Raw genomic sequence first — 18,802 nt, 5'->3', positions numbered from 1 at the left:
GCCGGCACACCCATCATGGCCAAAGTCGATTTCTACATCCTGCCCACCGACTCGCTCACGGCGCGTCTGGACTTCGCCTGCAAGCTCTGCGAAAAAGCCTGGCGCCTCGGGCATCAGGTCTATCTGCATTGTCAGGACGAGGCCCAGCGCGGCGAGCTCGACCAACGCCTGTGGCAATTCAAGGGCGAGGCATTCGTGCCCCACGACTCGGCAGAGCTGGACCCTGCCGGCCGGGTGGTCTTGGGCATCGGTGCTTCGGCCCATGGGCATGCCGACCTGCTGATCAACCTAGGCGGCGATGTACCCGCTTTCGTCGGCCAGTTCCAGCGGGTAGCCGAAATCGTGGTGGAAGCCCCCGTTGTCCGCCAGGCCGCACGCGAGCGGTTCCGTTTCTATCGGGAACGGGGCTACGCTCTTACCGATCACCGCCTACAGCGACTTTGACGCCCATGGACAAGCCGATGACTTCCTCCAACCACTCCGCCCACCTGCTCGATGACCTGGAGTCGATCCGCGAACTGCTGGGCGATGCCGACCTGCAGCCACCGCTGCTCACCGAGACGGTGGAGCCTGCACCGTCGGTCAGCGCGGCACAGGGCAGCACTGCGTCGTCCGCCACGGCGCCCACGAGCGCTGGCGACCTCCAAAACGCGCAGACCCGCCGTCAGGACACCCTGCTGCACCTGGACAGCGAACTGCGCGCAGCGGCCCAATCGATCATGCAGGACGTGATCAACGACTTCACGCCGCACATCGAAACCGAGATCAAGCGTCGCCTGGCGGTGCGCATGGAGCGTTTGCTCAACGCGCAGGAGTGATGGAGCGGTGACCCGATGCCTGCATCCTGGATGCGGGCGTCGGGCCTGGGGGAGGCAGCCTCAGCCGAAAGGCTTGAGGCCCTGACGCATACCGAACAGGAACAGCAACAGGTCATGATCGGGCTTGGCCTGGTCCTGTACCTGCGCCTTGGGGCCGCGCGGCAAGGCGCACTGCCCTGCCAGTTCGGCTTTGCTGAACACCAATGGGCGCGGTTGTTCCCAGGCTGCCGCCGCTGCCGTGGTGACGGCCAACGCAGCGATGAGGAACAAAGCTCGTGCTATTTCTAGTTTCATTGCCCTAACCCTTTGACTGCGCTGCCAAACGCTGTCTCGTAAAAGTAGAGCAACGAACGGAAGTGTGCGTCCGAAATGGACGAGTGGCGCTGCAATTGCCCCAGATCTTTCGCGGCCGCGCTTTGGCACCTCAAGCGCCGCCGAGCTTTTTCCAGATCTAGCAGCGCCGTTTCGACGTGCGCGTCCTCGCCTTCTCCCACGACCTTGACGAACACATGCTTGCCATACAGGCAGCTGTGCTGCCAGTGCCCGCGGTGCATGCGCGCCATGTTTTGCGCCAAGTCCTTGAGCATGCGCTGGTGCACGGCTTCGGGATAACGCGTCAGAGCACCGGCGGCGTACCAGCTTTCCAGGTCGACGAAGCCTTCCAGCGCCTCGCTCACCAGCAGCGCCTGCCATTGGTGGTTGGCGTCGCGGCGCGCCTGGCAGAACACGATGCGTGGCACGCGTACGCCCAGGCGCGCGCAGTTGCTCAAGGCATCCTGCTCGCGCAGTACGGTCGGACGCCCGAACGGATGCAGCCAGCTACGGTACAGATGGCCCGTCTGGCGCTTGGCGTATAGGCAGTGACCTTGGCCATCATCCAGGCGCTGCACACCGCTTTCGCCTCCCCGGCGCTGGTTGGGCTCTTCGACCCACTCTCCTTTTTGCTGCCAGTAGAAGTCGAACTGCGAGGCTGGGGTATGGGCACTTGCCATGGTCACTGTCTCTTGCGTAATAGATTGATTAGCCATACGGCATAGCCTGGCAGCACCGTCACACGCGGTTGAGTGCAAAGCTGATCGAGAAAAGGCGTGTCAGGAATGTAGCTATGAGTAACACGATGTTTCTTGGCAAGGCGCCATAGGCGCTTGCCGTAGCAGCTTCCTTGGCAGGTCACAAGCCTGCGAAAGTAGCCGATAGCTGACAGCACGAACGACGATCCGTGCCAGTAACTCCTTGAAATATTTTATTTTTGTGCAATTTGCCGAATCGGTACGGCAGCCCTTATGGCGCTTTTCATGATCGAGGTAATCCATAGACCCCGTAAGAACGTGCAAGGGACGTACCGTCAATGGCGCATATGCCGAATATTCCCATACCCGACCGGGCGATTACTTACACAGTCCTAGGATTTACTCACATCTGAAACATTTTGAACCAAATATTCGGGCACTTCCTCCATTTTCTATCAGGCAGTGCGTCGTAGCCCCCATGACGACCCTGCTTGAACACTGCCCTTCTCTGCCGCTTCCGGAGCTCGCCATGGTTCAAACGCCTCTGCTGATCGGTTTCATCGTCATGTCGCTCGCCTCCCTGGCCATTTATGCCAAAGGCGCTCATCACGGGCCTTTACGTGGCCACACCCTGCTTCACGCTGCGGTGCCCTTCATCGCTGCCACCGCTTACCTGGCCATGTACCTGGGCCTGGGCAACCTGATCAAGCCGGATGGCACCGTGACCTATGTCGCGCGCTATATGGACTGGACGTTCACCACGCCCCTGCTGCTGGCCGGCGTGGTCAGCTCGGCATTTCTCGGTGCGCGCGAACGAGACGGCCAGGCCGGCTTCGTCGCCTCGATCGTGACCTTGGATGTGGTGATGATCGTCACCGGCCTAATCGCCTCGCTGGCGCCTTATGGCATGTTGAAATGGGTGTTCTTCACCTGGTCTTGTGCCGCCTTCGCCGGTGTGCTGTATCTGATGTGGAAGCCTTTGGCGATGCTGGCCGGACAAAACGCCTCGATCGGCAGCGCCTATCGTCGCAACATCGGCTTTCTGAGCGTGCTGTGGCTGATCTATCCCGTGGTGTTCGCCGTCGGCCCCGAGGGCTTGGGCCTGGTGAGCGACGCGTTGACCGTCTGGGTGTTCCTGGTGCTCGACGTCCTGGCCAAGGTGGTCTACGCCTTTACCAGCGAGGGCAACCTGCGCAACGCGCTGGTCGACCGAAGCGCTTGAACGTGCGCGCCGGGAGCCGGGGTTGGCTGGCGCTGGTGTTCTGCGCGGTAGCCGCCAGCATGATCGGCGGCGGCCTGCCGCTGGCGTTTGCGGTGGCCGTCGGGCTAGGCCTCGGCCTGTTGCATGGAGCCAGCGACCTGCACGTGGTCAATGCAGCGCAGCGGCTGCCTTTCATCGCCTGCTATCTGGCCGCAGCTCTGGCCTACCTGGCGCTTTGGCAAATTGCCAGCGCCATTGCCCTCGTGACCTTTCTGCTGCTGTCCGCCTGGCATTTCAGTCACGAAGACGAACTCTTCGAACATCCCAGCGAGCGCCTGGCCTTGGGCGCTTTCATCGTCGGCGCCCCTGCCGTATTGCACAGGCAAACGGTGGCACGGTTGCTCGATCTGGCCTCAGGCACCCACGCGCCCAGCGCGTTGGGTATTGGATTGGCGAGTGCCCTGGCCGCCGCAGGCGTCCTGGCGAGCGTGGTGCTGCTCAGGGCTGCCTGGCGCAAAGGCGATGGGCGCTTGGCGGCGACACTCGTCGCGACCCTGTGCCTGCCGCCTCTGGTAGGGTTCGCGTTGGGTTTCTTCGTGCTGCATGCCGCACCGCAGACCCGCACGCGGCAGCGCCTGCTAGGCACTTGCAAGCTGGGCGCCTACCTGCGACTGACGCGCCCGGTACTGGCGGCAGCCGCCTTGTTCGCCCTGATCGTCGCTGCCGTGTTCGTCCGGCAAGAGCACACGGGAATCCGCTCGCTATTTGCCGTACTGGCCGCGTTCGCCCTGCCGCACATGCTGGTCTTGCCACGGTTCGTGGTCGCACGACCGTCGCCAACCCATTGATCGAAGAGACATGCCTTCGACCGTCACCGTGCGAGCGCACGCAAGCCCAAACGACGGACATCGACAAGCAGACCACTGAGACTCGCTGCTAAGTCTGCTCGTTGGAGAGGACGTTGTGGGCCTCGCCTTTCAGATCAAGCACCTCTTTCGGACCGCACAGGTCCACCTGGAAACGACAACCATGGGGCAAGGTCGCGCTGAGCTTGACCTGCCAGCCCTGGTCGTCGCATATCCGCTGCACCAGCGACAAGCCCAGACCCAGGCCCTCGCCACGCCGCTCGGCGCCACGCACGAAGGGTTTGAACATCGCCTCGCGCTGCTCCTCAGGGATGCCGACACCGCTGTCTTCCACGCTGAAGCCATCGGGGTTGAGGCTCAGGCGGATGTAACCGCTGTCGGTGTAATGTGCGGCGTTGCGCAGCAGGTTGCCCATCACCGATTGCAGGAACGTGGCGTTGTATTGCTGTGGGCCGGCGCTGACCCGGCCGTCGTAGTAGAGCGCGAGGCCCTTCTGCTCGACGGTGTCGCGCCACACCCCGATCAGGTCGTCGGCCACCTCGCGTACAGTGGCGCGCGAGGCGATTGCATTCTCGTCATGCTGGGCACGGGCCAGCATGAGGAAGGTCTTGACCAGTTCGCGCATCTCCTCGGTGGCGCGGGCGATACGCTCGACCTGGCTGCGCGAACGGCTGTCGAGGTTGGGATTGACCATCAGCAGTTCACAGGAGGTCGCCAGCACCATCAACGGCGTGCGCAGTTCGTGGCTGACGTCGCTGGTGAACAGCCGTTCGCGGGTCAGGGCATCGCGCAGCCGGCCCAGTGTGTCGTCGAAGGCCACCGCCAGCTGCCCCACTTCGTCGGCGGCGTAGTCCGGCGCCAGGGGCGGTGCCAAGCCCAACAACTGATCGCGGTGCCGCACCTGGCGCGCCAGGCGGATCACCGGCGCCATCACCCGCCTTGCCAGCAGCCAGCCCAGCACGGTGGCCAGCACCAGGCTGAGCACGAAGCCCACCAGCACCACGGCGAACAGCAGTCGCTCGCGCTCTTCGAAGTCGCTCTGGTCCTGCAGCAGCACATAGTGCCGGCCATCGACCACCTCGACCATCGCGTGGTACGACAGTTGATCGCGGAACACCTCATGGAAGCCGGTTTCCAGATGGCGCAAGTCTCGGGGCAGCTCGAAGTCGTCGCGCCCGCCGTCGAAATAGAACAGCTGGTCGGGGCGCGGTCGGTGGCTCCAGTCGCTGACGCTGTCCATGCGCAGCAAACGCTGCAGGTCGCCGCCGAGGACCGAGGAGATCAAGCGCTCCTCCACCAGGTGCACGGTGGACACGATGCCGATACCGAAGGCGCCGGCCACCAGGGCGCTCATCACCGCGAAGGCGATGATGATGCGCTGCGCGAGGCTCTGCTTAAACTCCATCACGACCCTCGGCCAGGCGATAGCCGACGCCATGCACGGTGTGCAGCAACGGCTTGTCGAACGGCTTGTCGATCACTTGGCGCAGTTGGTGGACGTGGCTGCGCAGGCTGTCGCTGTCGGGGCAGTCGTCGCCCCACAGCGCCTCTTCGAGCACTTCACGGCGCAGCACGTGCGGGCTTTTCTGCATCAGCACGGCGAGCAGCTTGAGGCCGACCGGGTTGAGCTTGAGCAGGCGACCCTCGCGGGTGACCTCCAGGGTGTCGAGGTCGTAGCTGAGGTCGGCCACCTGCAACGTGCGCCGCCCGCCGCCCTGGGCACGGCGCAGAATCGCTTCGATGCGCGCCGACAGCTCCGACAGCGCGAAAGGCTTGAGCAGGTAGTCATCGGCGCCGGAGCGGAAGCCCTGCAAGCGGTCGTCGAGTTGGTCGCGGGCGGTGAGCATGATGACCGGGGTATCGCGGCGGGCATCTTCGCGCAGGCGTTTGCACAGGGTGTAGCCATCGATGCCGGGCAGCATGATGTCGAGCACGATGAGGTCGTAGTGTTCGGTCGCCGCCAGGTGCAACCCGGACAACCCATCCTGGGCGCAATCGACGGTATAGCCTTTCATGCCGAGGTAGTCGGCGAGGTTGGCCAGAATGTCGCGGTTGTCTTCTACCAAAAGAATGCGCATCGGGTTCTCCTGTGCAGTGCTGGGGGTGCTGCGCGGCTGGCGCAGCTTAAGGCTTTCGGTCGTGGCGGCGCCAGCGTTGCGGGTCATTTAGCCTGGACCTGCCAGTGAAACAACTGACGCGCCATAACGAAAAAGCCCCGCACGAGGCGAGGCTTTTCCTACAGCGAGGGTAAGGCTGGCTTACATCATGCCGCCCATGCCACCCATGCCGCCCATGTCAGGCATGCCGCCTGCGGATTTCTCTTCCGGCAGTTCGGCGACCATGGCCTCGGTGGTGATCATCAGACCACCGATCGAAGCGGCCGCTTGCAGCGCGGACCGGGTGACCTTGGCTGGGTCCAGGATGCCCATCTCGATCATGTCACCGTATTCGCCGGTCGCGGCGTTGTAGCCGTAGTTGCCCGAACCCTGCTTGACCTTGTCGGCCACGACGCTTGGCTCGTCGCCGGCGTTGGCAGTGATCTGACGCAGCGGCGCTTCGACGGCGCGGCGCAGCAGTGCGATACCGACGTTCTGGTCTTCGTTGTCGCCTTTGAGGTCGACCAGTGCGGCCAGGGCGCGCACCAGGGCAACACCACCGCCAGGCACCACGCCTTCTTCGACGGCCGCACGGGTAGCGTGCAGGGCGTCTTCGACGCGGGCTTTCTTCTCTTTCATTTCGACTTCGGTGCCGGCACCGACCTTGATCAGGGCAACACCGCCGGCCAGTTTGGCCAGACGCTCTTGCAGCTTCTCACGGTCGTAGTCGGACGACGTGTCGCCGATCTGGGCACGGATCTGGGTGACGCGCGCCTGGATGTCGCCTTCAACGCCAGCACCGTCGATGATGGTGGTGTTTTCCTTGGACAGGACGACGCGCTTGGCGTTGCCCAGGTGCTCCAGGGTAGCGGTCTCCAGGGACAGACCGATTTCTTCGGAGATCACGGTACCGCCGGTCAGGACGGCGATGTCCTGCAGCATGGCCTTGCGGCGGTCGCCGAAGCCTGGCGCCTTGACCGCAGCGACCTTGACGATGCCGCGCATGTTGTTGACGACCAGGGTCGCCAGCGCTTCGCCTTCGACGTCTTCAGCCACGATCAGCAGCGGACGGCCGGCTTTGGCAACGGCTTCCAGCACCGGCAGCAGTTCGCGGATGTTGGAGATCTTCTTGTCGACCAGCAGCAGCAGCGGGCCTTCCAGCTCGGCGACCATGGTGTCTGGCTTGTTGACGAAGTACGGCGACAGGTAGCCGCGGTCGAACTGCATGCCTTCGACGACCGACAGTTCGTTGTCCAGGCCCGAACCTTCTTCGACGGTGATGACGCCTTCTTTACCGACCTTTTCCATCGCTTCAGCGATGATCTGGCCGATGGACTCGTCGGAGTTGGCGGAGATGGTGCCGACCTGGGCGATGGCCTTGGAGTCGGAGCACGGCTTGGACAGGTTCTTCAGCTCGGCGACGACGGCGGTGGTGGCCTTGTCGATGCCGCGCTTGAGGTCCATCGGGTTCATGCCGGCAGCGACGGCTTTCAGGCCTTCGTTGACGATGGCTTGTGCCAGGACGGTGGCGGTGGTGGTGCCGTCACCGGCTGCGTCGTTGGCCTTGGAAGCGACTTCCTTGACCAGCTGCGCGCCCATGTTCTCGAACGCGCACTTGAGTTCGATTTCCTTGGCGACGGAAACGCCGTCCTTGGTGATGGTCGGCGCGCCGAAGCTCTTGGCCAGGACTACGTTACGGCCTTTCGGGCCGAGGGTGGCTTTGACGGCGTCAGCCAGAACGTTGACACCAACGAGCATTTTCTTACGGGCGGAATCGCCGAATTTTACGTCTTTAGCAGCCATGATCGTTTAATCCTTGAAATTCTGTGGGGTCACGGAAATCGGGGGAAATCAGCCTTCGACGACAGCGAGGATTTCGTTCTCGCTCATCACCAGCAGGTCTTCGCCGTCGACTTTCACGGTGTTGCTGCCCGAGTACGGACCGAACACGACTTTGTCACCCACTTTGACGGCCAGGGCGCGGACTTCGCCGCTGTCCAGAACTCGACCGGTACCGACGGCAACAATTTCGCCGCGGTTCGGCTTCTCAGCCGCGCTGCCCGGCAGGACGATACCGCCAGCGGTTTTCGATTCTTCTTCGCTGCGACGGATGACTACGCGGTCATGCAGAGGACGAAGCTTCATTGTCGATCTCTCCCAAATTGTGGTTTTCATCGGCCGGTGTCGACACCGGCGGTTAATGCGTTCCGGCGTCGCCGGAGATGGCCCGCCGTGGGCGAGCCATCGCTGTCATGTCTGGCGATGTGCGCCAGAAACCTTGCGGTGTCCCATACATGAGGTCGGCAACGTCGATTACAAGGCCGTAGAAAAATATTTTTTCAGACACGGGGAACGTAAATGCGAACGGCCCCGTCATGGGGCCGTTGCAAGGAGGGCGGGATTATTGGTCGCGGCGCTCGTACTCGCCTTCGATGACGTTGGGCCGTTGCAGGCCCTCGCGCGGCTGGGCGGCAAAGGGCTCGTCGCGGAACGCCCGCTGGCGGGCGGCTTGCGCCTCGACACGGGCGCGCAGCTTGCGCGCGACGAAATGGCGGGTGAACGGCAACAGACAGACCAGGCCCAGTACGTCGCTGACGAAGCCCGGGATCAGCAGCAGGCCGCCACCGACGGCCAGCATCAAGCCCTGGAACATCTGCTCGGCGGGCAGTTCGCCGCGCTGCAGGCTTTCACGGGCACGCAGCGCCGTGGCCAAGCCCGCCACGCGCATCACCAGCAGGCCCAGGGCGGAGCCGGCGATGATCAGCAGCAACGCCGGCAGAAATCCGATGGCCCCGGCGACCTTGACGAAGACGAACAACTCAAGCACCGGGAAGATCAATAGAAGCAGGAGAAAAACACGCATTACAGGAATCCTCGCGCAAGACAGTCTTGCTGTGAGACCTCTAGATGGTTGCGACGACTCTGCATTTCAACCCGCAGGCGTTTCGTAGGTGGGCCATTGCTCGGCGCGGGTCGGTAAAACCAGGGCTTCGCGAACTTGTGTCGGGTTATTGCAGGTCTGCCCGAAGGGCAACCAATGAAGCGCCTGGCCGATACGCAGGTGCATGCCTTCGCTGTCGATGCCCACCAGTGCGGCAGGCGGCGTGACTGGCAGTGGGTTGAGGGCAACGTAATGGGCGATGGCCGAGGCGTGGTCGCTGTTCATGTGTTCGATCATCCTGGCCTCGACGCTACCGGCGAAAGGGTTGGCCAGGGTGACGTCGTCGAGCCAGTGGATGGCGCCGAAGCCGCCGATGTAGCGATGGCGTACCGGTTCCAGCACCCAGAAATCGAAATCGTGGGCCTGATGGTAGCCGGCCGCTTCCGGGAAATAACGGTAGTAACGCTCGGCAGCGGCGGCGATGGCGCTGGCTTCGTCGAGCTTGCGCGCCTGCGCCAGCAGCGTCAGACGGCCCACGGCCTGCACGTCTTCGGCGTCACGCTCGCCCACCAGCAGCGAACACTTGGCGTCCTGCTTGAGGTTGTGGGTGTGTTGCGCGATGCGGCTGATCAACAGCAATGGCCAGCCCTGCGCGTCCAGGCAATAAGGCACTACCGAACCGAACGGGTAACCGGGCATGGACTTGGAGTGGGTCGACAGCACGCCCCGGTATTCCTTGAGCAACAGCTCACGGGCTGGGCGATGGGCGGGGGTACTCACAGGGGGTGGCTCCTGACGAAGAAATGACCGGGCACACGATAGTCATTTACGCCGTCAGGTGCCAGCCGCCAGAGCGCTGCCAGCGGCTTACCAGTTGACGCCGAAGCCTGCGGTGTAGCGGGTCTTCTCCAGGTCGCTGTCCTCGGTGCCGCTGATCACGTTCCGCTCCGCCTTGAGGTTGAGCGACGCCCATTCGGTCACCTTGTAACGCACGCCCAGCTCGGCATCGAGCGAGTAGTCGGCGACCGAGCCCAGCGGCTTGCCCACTTCACCGTTGGTGAAGAATTCGAAGCGCTTGCCGATCAGGTAGCGGTTGTAGTCCCACTTCATCGCCACGGAATAGAAGCTGTCTTTGCCGCCGTCGCGGTAGGCGTAGTCGGTGCGGTTGAGCAGGCTGCCGAGCGAGAAGGCGCCCAGTTCGTCGTCCCAGAACTGGTAACCGGGGCCGGTACCGACGGTGCGCTGGCGTTCGAGGTCTTCGATATGGTCGCGGGTGTAGTCGACGCGCCCTTGCCAGAACCACTGGTCGGTCAGGAAGCGGTCGAGCGAGTACTCGACGTTCCAGTTGTCGTTGGTGGTGACGTCGTTCTGGGTGTCGCGGTTGTACTCACCGTCGGCGGTGTGCCGCCAGCGGCCGTGGCGCGCGCTGGTCTTGAAGCCGATGTCGTAGTTGTCGGTGTCTTTTTCGGCGCGTTTGTAGTCCAGCGCGGCGTCGATTCGACCCTTCCAGACCAGGTCTTCGACCACGGGCTTGGGCTTGAGGATCTGCTCGATGCTGGCCAGCTCGACGGTCTTGGGCGCTTCGCCATTGGCCAGGATGACCTTGCCCGCCTCGGCCGGTTGCAGCGACTTGGCGCGTTCGCCTTCATAGGCGCCTTGCTTGACCAGCAACTGCTGGTCGCTTTCGAGGGTCTTGACCTCTTTCCAGTCCAGCGCGATAGCGCCGCCGTACTTGGTGTCGAGCAGCAACTTGCCGCCGTCGAAAACCTTGATGGTGCCGGTCAGGCGGTCGCCGTTCTTCATCCAGACGGTGTCGGCCAATACCGGAGCGGACAGGGAAACGACGGCAATAGACAGCAAAGCTCGAGAGAACATAAGCGGATCGAAAGGCTCGGAAGGTGGAAAAATCCGGGCATTATCCAGATCGCCGCGGTCAGAGCAAGCACAGACACCCACTTTGGCGTTGAGTTCCATTCTCATTTGAAGCCATTCGTTTGGAGGGCCCCATGCCAGCAGGTGCGTACCGATGAACGACCCCCTCATACCCGACGCTTCGAGCGCCCAAGCCCGACGAACGGCGCTGTATGGCGTCTTGGCCAGCGTGCCCGCCGGCAAGGTGGTTAGCTACGGGCAACTGGCCGAACTGGCCGGATTGGGTCGCGCGGCCCGTTGGGTCGGCAGAACCTTGAGCCAACTGCCCGAAGGCACGCGCCTGCCCTGGCACCGGGTGCTGGCCGCCAACGGCCGCTTGAGCCTGGCCAGCGGTACGCCTTCCGGGGACGAGCAACGCGCCAGGCTGCGCGCCGAGGGCGTGCCAATCAGCGCCGATCGTGTGGATATGGCCCGACATGGCTGGCGCCCGGTGGAGCACAGCGGGTAGAGTGCGCGTTTTGTTCATGCAACCTTGAGGCAGATAGTGGCCGATGTCCCGTAAAACCTGGCGCGCTGCGCTCGCTGCCTACGCCAGTCCCTCGACCTTGGTGCTTCTGCTGCTCGGCTTCGCCGCCGGTTTGCCCTACATGCTGGTGTTCTCGACCCTGTCGGTGTGGCTGCGCGAAGCGGGGGTCGCCCGCGAGACCATCGGCTACGCCAGCCTGATCGGCCTGGCCTACGCCTTCAAATGGGTCTGGTCGCCCCTGCTCGACCAATGGCGCCTGCCGCTGCTCGGCGGCATGGGCCGGCGTCGCTCGTGGCTGCTGCTGTCGCAGACCCTGGTCGTGCTGGGGCTGATCGGCATGGGCCTGTGCGATCCGCAACAGCACCTGTCCTGGTTGATCGCGCTGGCGGTGCTGGTCGCCTTCGCCTCGGCCACGCAAGACATCGCCGTCGACGCCTACCGCCTGGAAATCGCCGACGACCAGCGCCAGGCCGCCCTGGCCGCCAGCTACATGGCCGGTTACCGGGTCGCGGCCCTGCTGGCGACCGCCGGTGCGCTGTTCTTCGCCGAATGGTTCGGCTCGACCGGCTTCAGCTACCTGCACAAGGCCTGGACCGGCACCTACGTGCTGTTCGGCGTGATCATGCTGCCGGCGGTATTCACCACGCTGATCATGCGCGAACCGCCAGTGCCGCTGCGCACCCAGCTGTCGGCTGCGCGTTATGGCCTGGGCCACCAGCTGGCTTCGGTGTTCGTGCTGATCATCCTGCTGGTGTCGGTACCGGCGAGCTTCACCCAGATGTTCAACACCGATTGGGCCAGCGTAGTGTTCGGCAATGCCTCCATGCTCGACCTGGCGCGTGACGACCGGGCCTTCATGCGCCTGGTCCTGTATGTGCTACTGACCTGGGCGTGCCTGTCGTCCATGGGCCGGCGCGGTTTGGCGCCGGTGCTCACGCCGGTCAACGACTTCATCCAGCGCTACCGCTGGCAAGCGCTGCTGCTGCTCGGGCTGATCGCCACCTACCGCATGTCCGATACGGTGATGGGCGTGATGGCCAACGTCTTCTACATCGACCAGGGCTTCACCAAGGACCAGATCGCCAGCGTCAGCAAGATCTTCGGCCTGATCATGACCTTGCTCGGCGCGGGCGTGGGTGGGTTGCTGATCGTGCGCTTCGGCATTCTGCCGATCCTATTCATCGGCGGGGTCAGCTCGGCGGCGACCAACGTCCTGTTCGTCATGCTCGCCGACATGGGCCCGAACCTGCAGATGCTGATCCTGACCATCTCGCTGGACAACCTGAGCTCGGGCCTGGCCACCTCGGCCTTCGTCGCCTACCTGTCGAGCCTGACCAACCTCAAGTTCTCGGCCACCCAGTACGCCCTGCTCAGCTCGATCATGCTGCTGTTGCCACGTCTGATCGGCGGTTACTCCGGGGTCATGGTGGAGAAGTTCGGTTACCACAACTTCTTCATGATCACAGCGTTGCTGGGCGTGCCGACCTTGATTCTGATCGCCCTGCAATGGCGCCAGCAGTCGCGGCCGGGCGCCTTGGGCGCGGCGGCCGAGCCACCGTCGGAAAAATCCTGATAGCGCTGGGGAGCGATCGCTCCCCAGCCCTACGCTGCGGGCACTTGCTGCCCGGAACGCGCACCGACGATCGACCACAGCGGCCACAGCGCCAACGCGCCCGCCGCGCTGGCCGCCACGGCGAAGCTCAACAGGCTGGCGCCGGCGCCAAGCACCGCCAGCAGCGCGCCACCCACGCCCAACAACGCGATGGTGATCATGCCCAGCATGGCCGACACCAGGCCTTTGCTCTGCAGGCTGGAAAACAGCGTCAAGCGGTACAGCACCGCGTTGGCGATTCCCAACCCCGCCGCGTACAACGACAGGCCCAGCACCACGCTCGGCACCGAAGGCCATAACCAGGTAGCCAGCACCAGTGCGGCCAAGCCAGCCAGATAAGGCAGCAACGCACCGCGCAACAGGGTCGCCAGCGGGTAGCGGTCGGCGATGTGGTTGATGATCAGGTTGCCCAGGATCAGCCCGGCGAACACCGGCAGTTGCCACAGCGCATAGGCCATCGCGCTCAAGCCTTCGTCGTGGATCAAGAGTACCGGCGACAGGCCGATCCAGGCGATCAGCGGCAAGCCCACCAGCCCCAGCGCCGCACTGCCGGCGACGAAGCGGCGGTTGCCGAGCAGTTGTCCGTAACCGCGCAACAGCGGCAGCAGCTCGATCGGCGTGAACGGCAAGCGTGAACCGTCGCGCCGCTCGACGCCCAGGGTTTCCGGCATCAGCCGGTACAACAGCCCCCAGGTCATCACTGCACCCACCGCGAAGGCCACGAACAGCCAGCGCCAGTCGAGCCATTGCAGCATCAGCGTACCGACCAGAGGCCCGAGCAGCGGCGAGAGCAAGGCGATGTTGGCCAGCAGCGCCATCATGCGCACGGCGTCGGCCTCGCTGAAGGCCTCGTTCAATGCCGGGTAGCTGACCGTGACCACGAAGCCCAGGCCCACCCCCTGCAACAGGCGCAATACGTTGAACAGGGTGATGTCATGCGCCCAATAGGTGCCCAGGCATGCCGCACCGAACAGCAGGCAGCCGGTCAGCAGCAACGGTCGCCGCCCGTAGCGGTCGGCCAGCGGGCCGATCAGCCATTGCAACAGTACCCCGCCCAGCAGGTACAGGTTGAGCGCGTGGGGAATGTACTCGGGGCTGGCCTTGAGGTCGGCGACCACGTTGGGCATGGCCGGCATGACCGCATCGCTGGCCAGGTAGGTCAGCAGCTCGAACAAGGCCAGGGTGAGCCCGAACAGCAGCGCGCGGGCCGGGGTGATGTGCAGCAGTGGTTTCATGGATCGAAATCGGCAGGAAGGTATGAGTGGCAGGCTATATGCCACAACGCCAGGGGCGGCGCTGTGAACAAGTGTAAGGGCAGAAACGCCTGTGGGAGCATCTCGCGATGCTCCCACAGGTTGTACGACCCAGCAGGGTCTACTGTGCGGGGGCTTCCTGTACCACGCGGATCACCCGCTGCGGGAACGGAATGTCGATGCCTTCGGCGCGCAGGCGGTCGCGGGTTTGCTCATTGAGCATGAACATCAGGCTCCAGTAGTCCGGCGTCTTCACCCAGACGCGCAGCGACACGGTGATGGAGCTGTCGCCCAGCTCGGACACCACCGCCGCAGGGGCGGGATCGGGCAGCACACGCGGGTCCTTGGCGAGGTCCAGCAGCACTTCACGGGCCTTCTGCAAATCGGCGTCGTAGTCCACGCCGACGTTGAACACCACCTGACGGGTCGGCTGGCGGTTGTAGTTGGTGATGATGCCGTTGGACAGGCTGCCGTTGGGCACGATCACCGTCTTGTTGTCGCCGGTGCGCAGCACGGTGTGGAAGATCTGGATGCTGTCGACCGTACCGCTGACGCCTTGCGCCTCGATCCAGTCGCCGATGCGAAACGGACGGAACAGCAGAATCAGCACCCCGCCGGCGAAGTTGGCCAGGCTGCCCTGCAAGGCCAGGCCGATGGCCAGACCGGCAGCACCGATGGCGGCGACGAAGGAGGTGGTTTCGATACCGATCATCGAGGCCACGCTGACCATCAGCAGGATCTTCAGCACGATGTTGGCCAGCGTGGCGATGAAGCCCTGCAAGGCGGCGTCGGAGTGGCGCAGCCCCACCAATTTGCCCAACCGTGCGCTGAGCCGGTTGATGACCCACCAGCCGATGGCCAGGGTCAGCAGTGCCAGCAGCAGGCGGCTGCCGTACTGCAGGATCAAGGGAATCCAGGTTTGCGTTTGGTGAACCAGCTGATCGACTTCAGCGTTCAAATCCATGTTTATCTCCTGATGCCGAGCGGCACGTACACGTTGAAACCGGCCGCCGGCTGGCAGCGGGCACGGGAGGGGTGGACCCTGCCGGCGCCAGGGAGGTTCCTGGCGCGCTCGAATCAGTCACGGAAGTTGTTGAACTGCAAGGGCATGTCGAATTCCTTGGTGCGCAGCAGAGCGATGGCTTCCTGCAAGTCGTCACGCTTCTTGCCGGTGACGCGCACCTGCTCGCCCTGGATGGCGGCCTGCACCTTGAGCTTGCCGTCCTTGATCTCGGCGACGATCTTCTTGGCCAGGTCTTTGTCGATGCCCTCGCGGAACACCGCTTCCTGTTTCATTTCCTTGCCCGAGGCATAGGCGTCTTTGACTTCCAGGCATTTGACGTCGAGCTTGCGCTTGACCAAGGCCAGACGCAGGATCTCGATCATCGCTTCGAGCTGGAACTCGGCCTCGGCGGTGAGGGCGACGGTCTTTTCCTTGTCCTTGAACTCGAAGCTGCCCTTGCCCTTGAGGTCATAGCGGCGGTCGAGTTCCTTGATGGCGTTTTCGACAGCGTTCTGCACTTCGTGCTTGTCCAGTTCCGATACCACGTCGAACGAAGGCATGGGTTACTCTCCATAAATGAACGGCGCGCTCGACACGCCTTCGGCCAACGGCCCAGGCGGTGGAGCGCGGGTGTTTTGAGGGTTAAAATGCGGGTCCATTATAACGGGTTGCGAAACGCAGATGAGCAGCAGCTGGCATATTCTCGGCGCCGGTAGCCTCGGCAGCCTGTGGGCCTGCCGCCTGGCGCGGGCAGGCAAGGCGGTGCAGTTGATTCTGCGCGACCAGCGTGCGCTGGACGCCTACCAGACCGCCGGCGGCCTGACATTGCATGAGCAGGAGCACCGTAGCCATTACGCCGTGCCCGCCCAGACGGCCAGTACGGACACGCCGATCCACCGCCTGCTGCTGGCCTGCAAGGCCTACGATGCCGCGCCGGCCATCGCCGGCCTGCTGCCCAGACTGGCGCCCGGTGCCGAGCTGATCCTGTTGCAGAACGGCCTGGGCAGCCAGGACGAGGTCGCCGAACAGGCGCCCCACGCACGCTGCATCTTCGCCTCCAGCACCGAAGGCGCCTTTCTCGAGGCGCCGTTCGCGGTACGCTTCGCCGGCCAGGGTTTCACCTGGCTGGGCGATCCGTTGCAGGCCACGCCACCGGCATGGTTGGACGACCTGCACGATGCCGCCATCCCCGCGCAATGGACCGTCGACATCCTCACCCGCCTATGGCGCAAACTGGCGCTCAATTGCGCGATCAACCCGCTGACCGTACTGCACGGCTGCCGCAACGGCGGCCTGTTGGGCCACCTCGACGAAATCGAGGGCCTGTGCGCCGAGCTGTCACTTCTGCTGCGACGCTGTGGCCAGCCCGACGCCGCCCAGGACCTGGCCGAGGACGTGCAGCGGGTGATTCTCGCCACCGCTGCCAACTACTCCTCGATGCACCAGGACGTGCGCGCCGGGCGCCGCACCGAGATCCACTACCTGCTGGGCCATGCCTGCCGCTGCGCGGCGCGCCACCAGCTGCCCGTGCCGCGCCTTGAACACCTGCGCCAGCGCCTGGTCGATAGCCTGCAAGCGCGCGGCCTGCCCAGCGTCTGACCGCGCTCCTCCAACCGACAGGGAACACGTGCGCCCATGAACCTGCGCCATCGCCTGGACAACCTGCCGGTCGGGCAGAAACTCTTCGCCGCCCTGCTGGTGCTGCTGGTCACCATTCTGGTGGTCGCCAACCTCACCTTCATCAGCGCCGCGTACTGGATCACCCAGGAAAGCATGGCCCCCCAGGCCCTGCAGACCATCGGCCGGCTGGCGAACAATCCGGCACTGGCGGCCCGCGCCGGCGATTCCAGCGAGCAGGCCGAGCAATTGCTCAACGCTCTGGAGAGCTACTCACCGCTGCATGCGGCGGCCGTGTACGGCAGCGACGGCCGGCAATTGGCGCAGTTGCAGCGCGACGAGCCGCTGGCCCTGCCCCACCGCTTTCGCAACATCGACGCCTGGCGCCTGCGCGAGTTTCGCAGCACCCAGGTGATCACCCTGCCACGCCCCGGCAGCCCGCCCGCGCATTTGCTGCTGGTGGCCAGCAGCGAATTGCCCGGTGCCTTCTACACCGGCACCCTTACCGCCAGCCTGGCGATTCTGGTACTGGGTTGCCTGCTGTGGTTGGTGGTGGCGCGGCAGATCAAGCGCCTGATTACCCGCCCGATCAACCAGCTCGAAGAGCTCAGCCGCCAGGTGACCCGCGAAGAGAGCTACGCGCTGCGCGCCCAACGCGGCAACGACGACGAGATCGGCAGCCTGGCCGACGCCTTCAACACCATGCTGTCGCGCATCGAGGCGCGTGAGCAGCAGCTCAAGCGCGCCCGCGACGAGTTCCAGTCGGCCTTCGACCAGGCCCAGGGCCTGGCCGAGGAAACCCGCCACACCAACCGCAAGCTGGAGCTGGAAGTCCAGGTGCGCGGCAAGATCGAGAAAAAGCTCACCGGCTTTCAGAACTACCTCAACAGCATCATCGACTCCATGCCCTCGGCGCTGATCGCCCTGGACGAACAACTGTACGTCACACAATGGAACCAGGCCGCCACGGCGCTCTCCGGCACGCCCTTGAGCGAGGCGCTGAACCAGCCGATCTTCCTCGCCTTCGAGCCGCTCAAGCCGTTCCTGCCGCAGCTCAAGGACAGCGTCGAGCACCATCGTGTCGCCGAGGTGGAGCGGGTGACCTGGAACCACGGCGACAGCCCCCGGCACTACGCCCTGACCTTCTACCCCCTGACCGGCGGAGGCGGCCGCGGTGTGGTGATCCGCATCGACGACATCACCCAGCGCCTGTCGCTGGAAGAAATGATGGTGCAGTCCGAGAAGATGCTCTCGGTGGGCGGTCTGGCCGCCGGCATGGCCCATGAAATCAACAACCCCCTGGGCGCCATCCTGCATAACGTGCAGAACCTGCGCAGGCGCTTGTCGGCGGACCTGCCGCGCAACCAGGAAACCGCCCAGGCGTTGGCTGTGGACCTGGCCGCGGTCGACCGTTACCTGCACGAGCGCCAGGTGCCGCACTTGCTCGACGGCATCCAGCAGGCCGGTACCCGGGCGGCGAAGATCGTCACCCACATGCTCAGCTTCAGCCGCCTGAGCAACCGCCAGCTGGTGCCGTGCGAACTGCCGGCGTTGATCGACCAGGCCGTGGACATCGCCGGCAACGACTTCGACCTGAGCGTGGGTTTCGACTTCAAGGGCCAGGCCATCCTGCGCGAATTCGACCCTGCGCTGGGGCCGGTGCCGGTCATCGCCAACGAACTGGAGCAGGTGCTGCTGAACCTGCTGAAGAACGCTGCGCAATCCATCCACCAGCGCCCCCAACCCAGCGAGCCGGGACGCATCGCCATCCGCACGCGGATGAGCCCGCCCTGGGCGGAAATCCAGGTCGAGGACAACGGCATGGGCATGTCCGAAAACGTGCGCAAGCGCATCTTCGAACCCTTCTTCACCACCAAGGACATCGGCCAGGGCACCGGCCTCGGGCTGTCGGTGTCGTACTTCATCATCACCAATAACCACAAGGGCCAGATGGAGGTGCAGTCGAGCCTCGGCCACGGCACCTGCTTTACCTTGCGCCTGCCCTTGACCCCGACGGCCAGCCCGTCACCCGCTATGGAGCCATGAC

At 64.2% G+C, this 18,802-nt stretch carries 20 protein-coding genes; 8 read left to right on the top strand and 12 right to left on the bottom strand.

The genetic code is table 11. The annotated features are described in order from the left end of the window. Positions 1 to 15 precede the first annotated feature (15 nt). Together B4M43_RS04805 and B4M43_RS04800 are read left to right on the top strand one after the other, a co-directional pair. Positions 16 to 444: a DNA polymerase III subunit chi gene (locus tag B4M43_RS04805; protein ID WP_296264690.1), complete on the top strand. Its 429-nt coding sequence runs from the start codon at positions 16 to 18 to the stop codon at positions 442 to 444. 17 nt (positions 445 to 461) lie between these two features. Further along, positions 462 to 818, top strand: coding sequence for a DNA polymerase III subunit chi (locus B4M43_RS04800; RefSeq protein WP_414707812.1), 357 nt, complete (start codon positions 462 to 464; stop codon positions 816 to 818). 60 nt (positions 819 to 878) lie between these two features. Here B4M43_RS04800 and B4M43_RS04795 read toward each other — a convergent pair whose 3' ends face one another. After that, positions 879 to 1,112 (bottom strand): hypothetical protein, encoded by a 234-nt coding sequence (locus tag B4M43_RS04795; RefSeq protein ID WP_296264688.1) that lies wholly within the window; start codon positions 1,110 to 1,112, stop codon positions 879 to 881. Continuing rightward, positions 1,109 to 1,810: a lipopolysaccharide kinase InaA family protein gene (locus B4M43_RS04790; protein WP_296264686.1), complete on the bottom strand. Its 702-nt coding sequence runs from the start codon at positions 1,808 to 1,810 to the stop codon at positions 1,109 to 1,111. The genes B4M43_RS04795 and B4M43_RS04790 overlap by 4 nt, the downstream gene beginning before the upstream one ends. Before the next feature lie 547 nt (positions 1,811 to 2,357). Between B4M43_RS04790 and B4M43_RS04785 the strand changes: the two genes are divergently transcribed. After that, positions 2,358 to 3,050, top strand: coding sequence for a bacteriorhodopsin (locus B4M43_RS04785; protein WP_296264684.1), 693 nt, complete (start codon positions 2,358 to 2,360; stop codon positions 3,048 to 3,050). Positions 3,051 to 3,052: 2 nt separating this feature from the next. Next, the gene (locus B4M43_RS04780) at positions 3,053 to 3,877 is read left to right on the top strand and encodes a beta-carotene 15,15'-dioxygenase, Brp/Blh family (protein ID WP_296264682.1); all 825 of its coding nucleotides are present in this window, start codon (positions 3,053 to 3,055) and stop codon (positions 3,875 to 3,877) included. An 88-nt stretch (positions 3,878 to 3,965) separates the two neighbouring features. Here the strand turns inward: B4M43_RS04780 and B4M43_RS04775 are convergent, their stop codons facing one another. From B4M43_RS04775 to B4M43_RS04745, 7 genes are all read right to left on the bottom strand, one after another. After that, positions 3,966 to 5,300 carry a sensor histidine kinase gene (locus tag B4M43_RS04775; RefSeq protein WP_296264680.1) on the bottom strand — a complete coding sequence of 445 codons (1,335 nt, stop codon included), beginning with the start codon at positions 5,298 to 5,300 and terminating at the stop codon, positions 3,966 to 3,968. Continuing rightward, positions 5,290 to 5,973, bottom strand: a complete 684-nt coding sequence (gene colR / locus B4M43_RS04770; RefSeq protein WP_296265328.1) for a two-component system response regulator ColR — start codon at positions 5,971 to 5,973, stop codon at positions 5,290 to 5,292. The genes B4M43_RS04775 and colR overlap by 11 nt, the downstream gene beginning before the upstream one ends. Before the next feature lie 180 nt (positions 5,974 to 6,153). Then, on the bottom strand, positions 6,154 to 7,794 hold the full coding sequence (groL, locus tag B4M43_RS04765; RefSeq protein ID WP_296264679.1) for a chaperonin GroEL: 1,641 nt from the start codon (positions 7,792 to 7,794) through the stop codon (positions 6,154 to 6,156). A 48-nt stretch (positions 7,795 to 7,842) separates the two neighbouring features. Then, positions 7,843 to 8,136, bottom strand: a complete 294-nt coding sequence (locus tag B4M43_RS04760) for a co-chaperone GroES (protein WP_028696642.1) — start codon at positions 8,134 to 8,136, stop codon at positions 7,843 to 7,845. Positions 8,137 to 8,392: 256 nt separating this feature from the next. Next, positions 8,393 to 8,854: an FxsA family protein gene (locus tag B4M43_RS04755; RefSeq protein ID WP_296264676.1), complete on the bottom strand. Its 462-nt coding sequence runs from the start codon at positions 8,852 to 8,854 to the stop codon at positions 8,393 to 8,395. A 66-nt stretch (positions 8,855 to 8,920) separates the two neighbouring features. Continuing rightward, the gene (locus B4M43_RS04750) at positions 8,921 to 9,652 is read right to left on the bottom strand and encodes a HugZ family protein (RefSeq protein ID WP_296264674.1); all 732 of its coding nucleotides are present in this window, start codon (positions 9,650 to 9,652) and stop codon (positions 8,921 to 8,923) included. A gap of 87 nt (positions 9,653 to 9,739) precedes the next feature. Beyond that, on the bottom strand, positions 9,740 to 10,747 hold the full coding sequence (locus tag B4M43_RS04745; protein ID WP_296264672.1) for a DUF481 domain-containing protein: 1,008 nt from the start codon (positions 10,745 to 10,747) through the stop codon (positions 9,740 to 9,742). Between the two features lie 151 nt (positions 10,748 to 10,898). Between B4M43_RS04745 and B4M43_RS04740 the strand changes: the two genes are divergently transcribed. Beyond that, positions 10,899 to 11,252 (top strand): MGMT family protein, encoded by a 354-nt coding sequence (locus B4M43_RS04740; protein WP_296264671.1) that lies wholly within the window; start codon positions 10,899 to 10,901, stop codon positions 11,250 to 11,252. A gap of 43 nt (positions 11,253 to 11,295) precedes the next feature. Further along, positions 11,296 to 12,843: an AmpG family muropeptide MFS transporter gene (locus B4M43_RS04735; protein WP_296264669.1), complete on the top strand. Its 1,548-nt coding sequence runs from the start codon at positions 11,296 to 11,298 to the stop codon at positions 12,841 to 12,843. 29 nt (positions 12,844 to 12,872) lie between these two features. On the opposite strand, the gene B4M43_RS04730 is transcribed toward B4M43_RS04735, so the two are convergent. The 3 genes from B4M43_RS04730 to B4M43_RS04720 all read right to left on the bottom strand — a co-directional run bounded on the left by B4M43_RS04730 (position 12,873) and on the right by B4M43_RS04720 (position 15,698). Next, a complete protein-coding gene (locus B4M43_RS04730; RefSeq protein WP_296264667.1) occupies positions 12,873 to 14,117 on the bottom strand; it encodes an MFS transporter in 1,245 nt (414 codons plus the stop codon). Positions 14,118 to 14,256: 139 nt separating this feature from the next. Further along, complete coding sequence (locus B4M43_RS04725; RefSeq protein ID WP_296264666.1) at positions 14,257 to 15,099, bottom strand: mechanosensitive ion channel family protein; 843 nt, start codon at positions 15,097 to 15,099, stop codon at positions 14,257 to 14,259. A gap of 113 nt (positions 15,100 to 15,212) precedes the next feature. Next, positions 15,213 to 15,698, bottom strand: a complete 486-nt coding sequence (locus B4M43_RS04720) for a YajQ family cyclic di-GMP-binding protein (RefSeq protein ID WP_296264663.1) — start codon at positions 15,696 to 15,698, stop codon at positions 15,213 to 15,215. A 121-nt stretch (positions 15,699 to 15,819) separates the two neighbouring features. Between B4M43_RS04720 and B4M43_RS04715 the strand changes: the two genes are divergently transcribed. Next, positions 15,820 to 16,737 carry a putative 2-dehydropantoate 2-reductase gene (locus B4M43_RS04715; RefSeq protein WP_296264662.1) on the top strand — a complete coding sequence of 306 codons (918 nt, stop codon included), beginning with the start codon at positions 15,820 to 15,822 and terminating at the stop codon, positions 16,735 to 16,737. 36 nt (positions 16,738 to 16,773) lie between these two features. Further along, a complete protein-coding gene (locus B4M43_RS04710) occupies positions 16,774 to 18,801 on the top strand; it encodes an ATP-binding protein (protein ID WP_296264660.1) in 2,028 nt (675 codons plus the stop codon). Position 18,802: the final 1 nt, after the last annotated feature.

Origin of the sequence: Pseudomonas sp. UBA6562, from assembly GCF_002434265.1 — a bacterium.
Classification (GTDB): domain Bacteria; phylum Pseudomonadota; class Gammaproteobacteria; order Pseudomonadales; family Pseudomonadaceae; genus Aquipseudomonas.
The sequence above is the reverse complement of the archived record's forward strand: the minus strand, read 5'-3'. Positions and strand labels throughout refer to the sequence as shown.

What these genes read in the sequence shown, in the direction of transcription:
- B4M43_RS04785 (WP_296264684.1), top strand. Translation starts at nt 2,358, where the DNA reads ATGGTTCAAACGCCTCTGCTGATCGGTTTCATCGTCATGTCGCTCGCC.
- B4M43_RS04760 (WP_028696642.1), bottom strand. Translation starts at nt 8,136, where the DNA reads ATGAAGCTTCGTCCTCTGCATGACCGCGTAGTCATCCGTCGCAGCGAA.
- B4M43_RS04745 (WP_296264672.1), bottom strand. Translation starts at nt 10,747, where the DNA reads ATGTTCTCTCGAGCTTTGCTGTCTATTGCCGTCGTTTCCCTGTCCGCT.
- B4M43_RS04730 (WP_296264667.1), bottom strand. Translation starts at nt 14,117, where the DNA reads ATGAAACCACTGCTGCACATCACCCCGGCCCGCGCGCTGCTGTTCGGG.
- B4M43_RS04710 (WP_296264660.1), top strand. Translation starts at nt 16,774, where the DNA reads ATGAACCTGCGCCATCGCCTGGACAACCTGCCGGTCGGGCAGAAACTC.
- groL (WP_296264679.1), bottom strand. Translation starts at nt 7,794, where the DNA reads ATGGCTGCTAAAGACGTAAAATTCGGCGATTCCGCCCGTAAGAAAATG.
- B4M43_RS04715 (WP_296264662.1), top strand. Translation starts at nt 15,820, where the DNA reads ATGAGCAGCAGCTGGCATATTCTCGGCGCCGGTAGCCTCGGCAGCCTG.
- B4M43_RS04740 (WP_296264671.1), top strand. Translation starts at nt 10,899, where the DNA reads ATGAACGACCCCCTCATACCCGACGCTTCGAGCGCCCAAGCCCGACGA.
- B4M43_RS04775 (WP_296264680.1), bottom strand. Translation starts at nt 5,300, where the DNA reads ATGGAGTTTAAGCAGAGCCTCGCGCAGCGCATCATCATCGCCTTCGCG.
- B4M43_RS04805 (WP_296264690.1), top strand. Translation starts at nt 16, where the DNA reads ATGGCCAAAGTCGATTTCTACATCCTGCCCACCGACTCGCTCACGGCG.
- B4M43_RS04725 (WP_296264666.1), bottom strand. Translation starts at nt 15,099, where the DNA reads ATGGATTTGAACGCTGAAGTCGATCAGCTGGTTCACCAAACGCAAACC.
- B4M43_RS04720 (WP_296264663.1), bottom strand. Translation starts at nt 15,698, where the DNA reads ATGCCTTCGTTCGACGTGGTATCGGAACTGGACAAGCACGAAGTGCAG.
- B4M43_RS04755 (WP_296264676.1), bottom strand. Translation starts at nt 8,854, where the DNA reads ATGCGTGTTTTTCTCCTGCTTCTATTGATCTTCCCGGTGCTTGAGTTG.
- B4M43_RS04790 (WP_296264686.1), bottom strand. Translation starts at nt 1,810, where the DNA reads ATGGCAAGTGCCCATACCCCAGCCTCGCAGTTCGACTTCTACTGGCAG.
- B4M43_RS04795 (WP_296264688.1), bottom strand. Translation starts at nt 1,112, where the DNA reads ATGAAACTAGAAATAGCACGAGCTTTGTTCCTCATCGCTGCGTTGGCC.
- B4M43_RS04735 (WP_296264669.1), top strand. Translation starts at nt 11,296, where the DNA reads ATGTCCCGTAAAACCTGGCGCGCTGCGCTCGCTGCCTACGCCAGTCCC.
- B4M43_RS04800 (WP_414707812.1), top strand. Translation starts at nt 462, where the DNA reads ATGACTTCCTCCAACCACTCCGCCCACCTGCTCGATGACCTGGAGTCG.
- colR (WP_296265328.1), bottom strand. Translation starts at nt 5,973, where the DNA reads ATGCGCATTCTTTTGGTAGAAGACAACCGCGACATTCTGGCCAACCTC.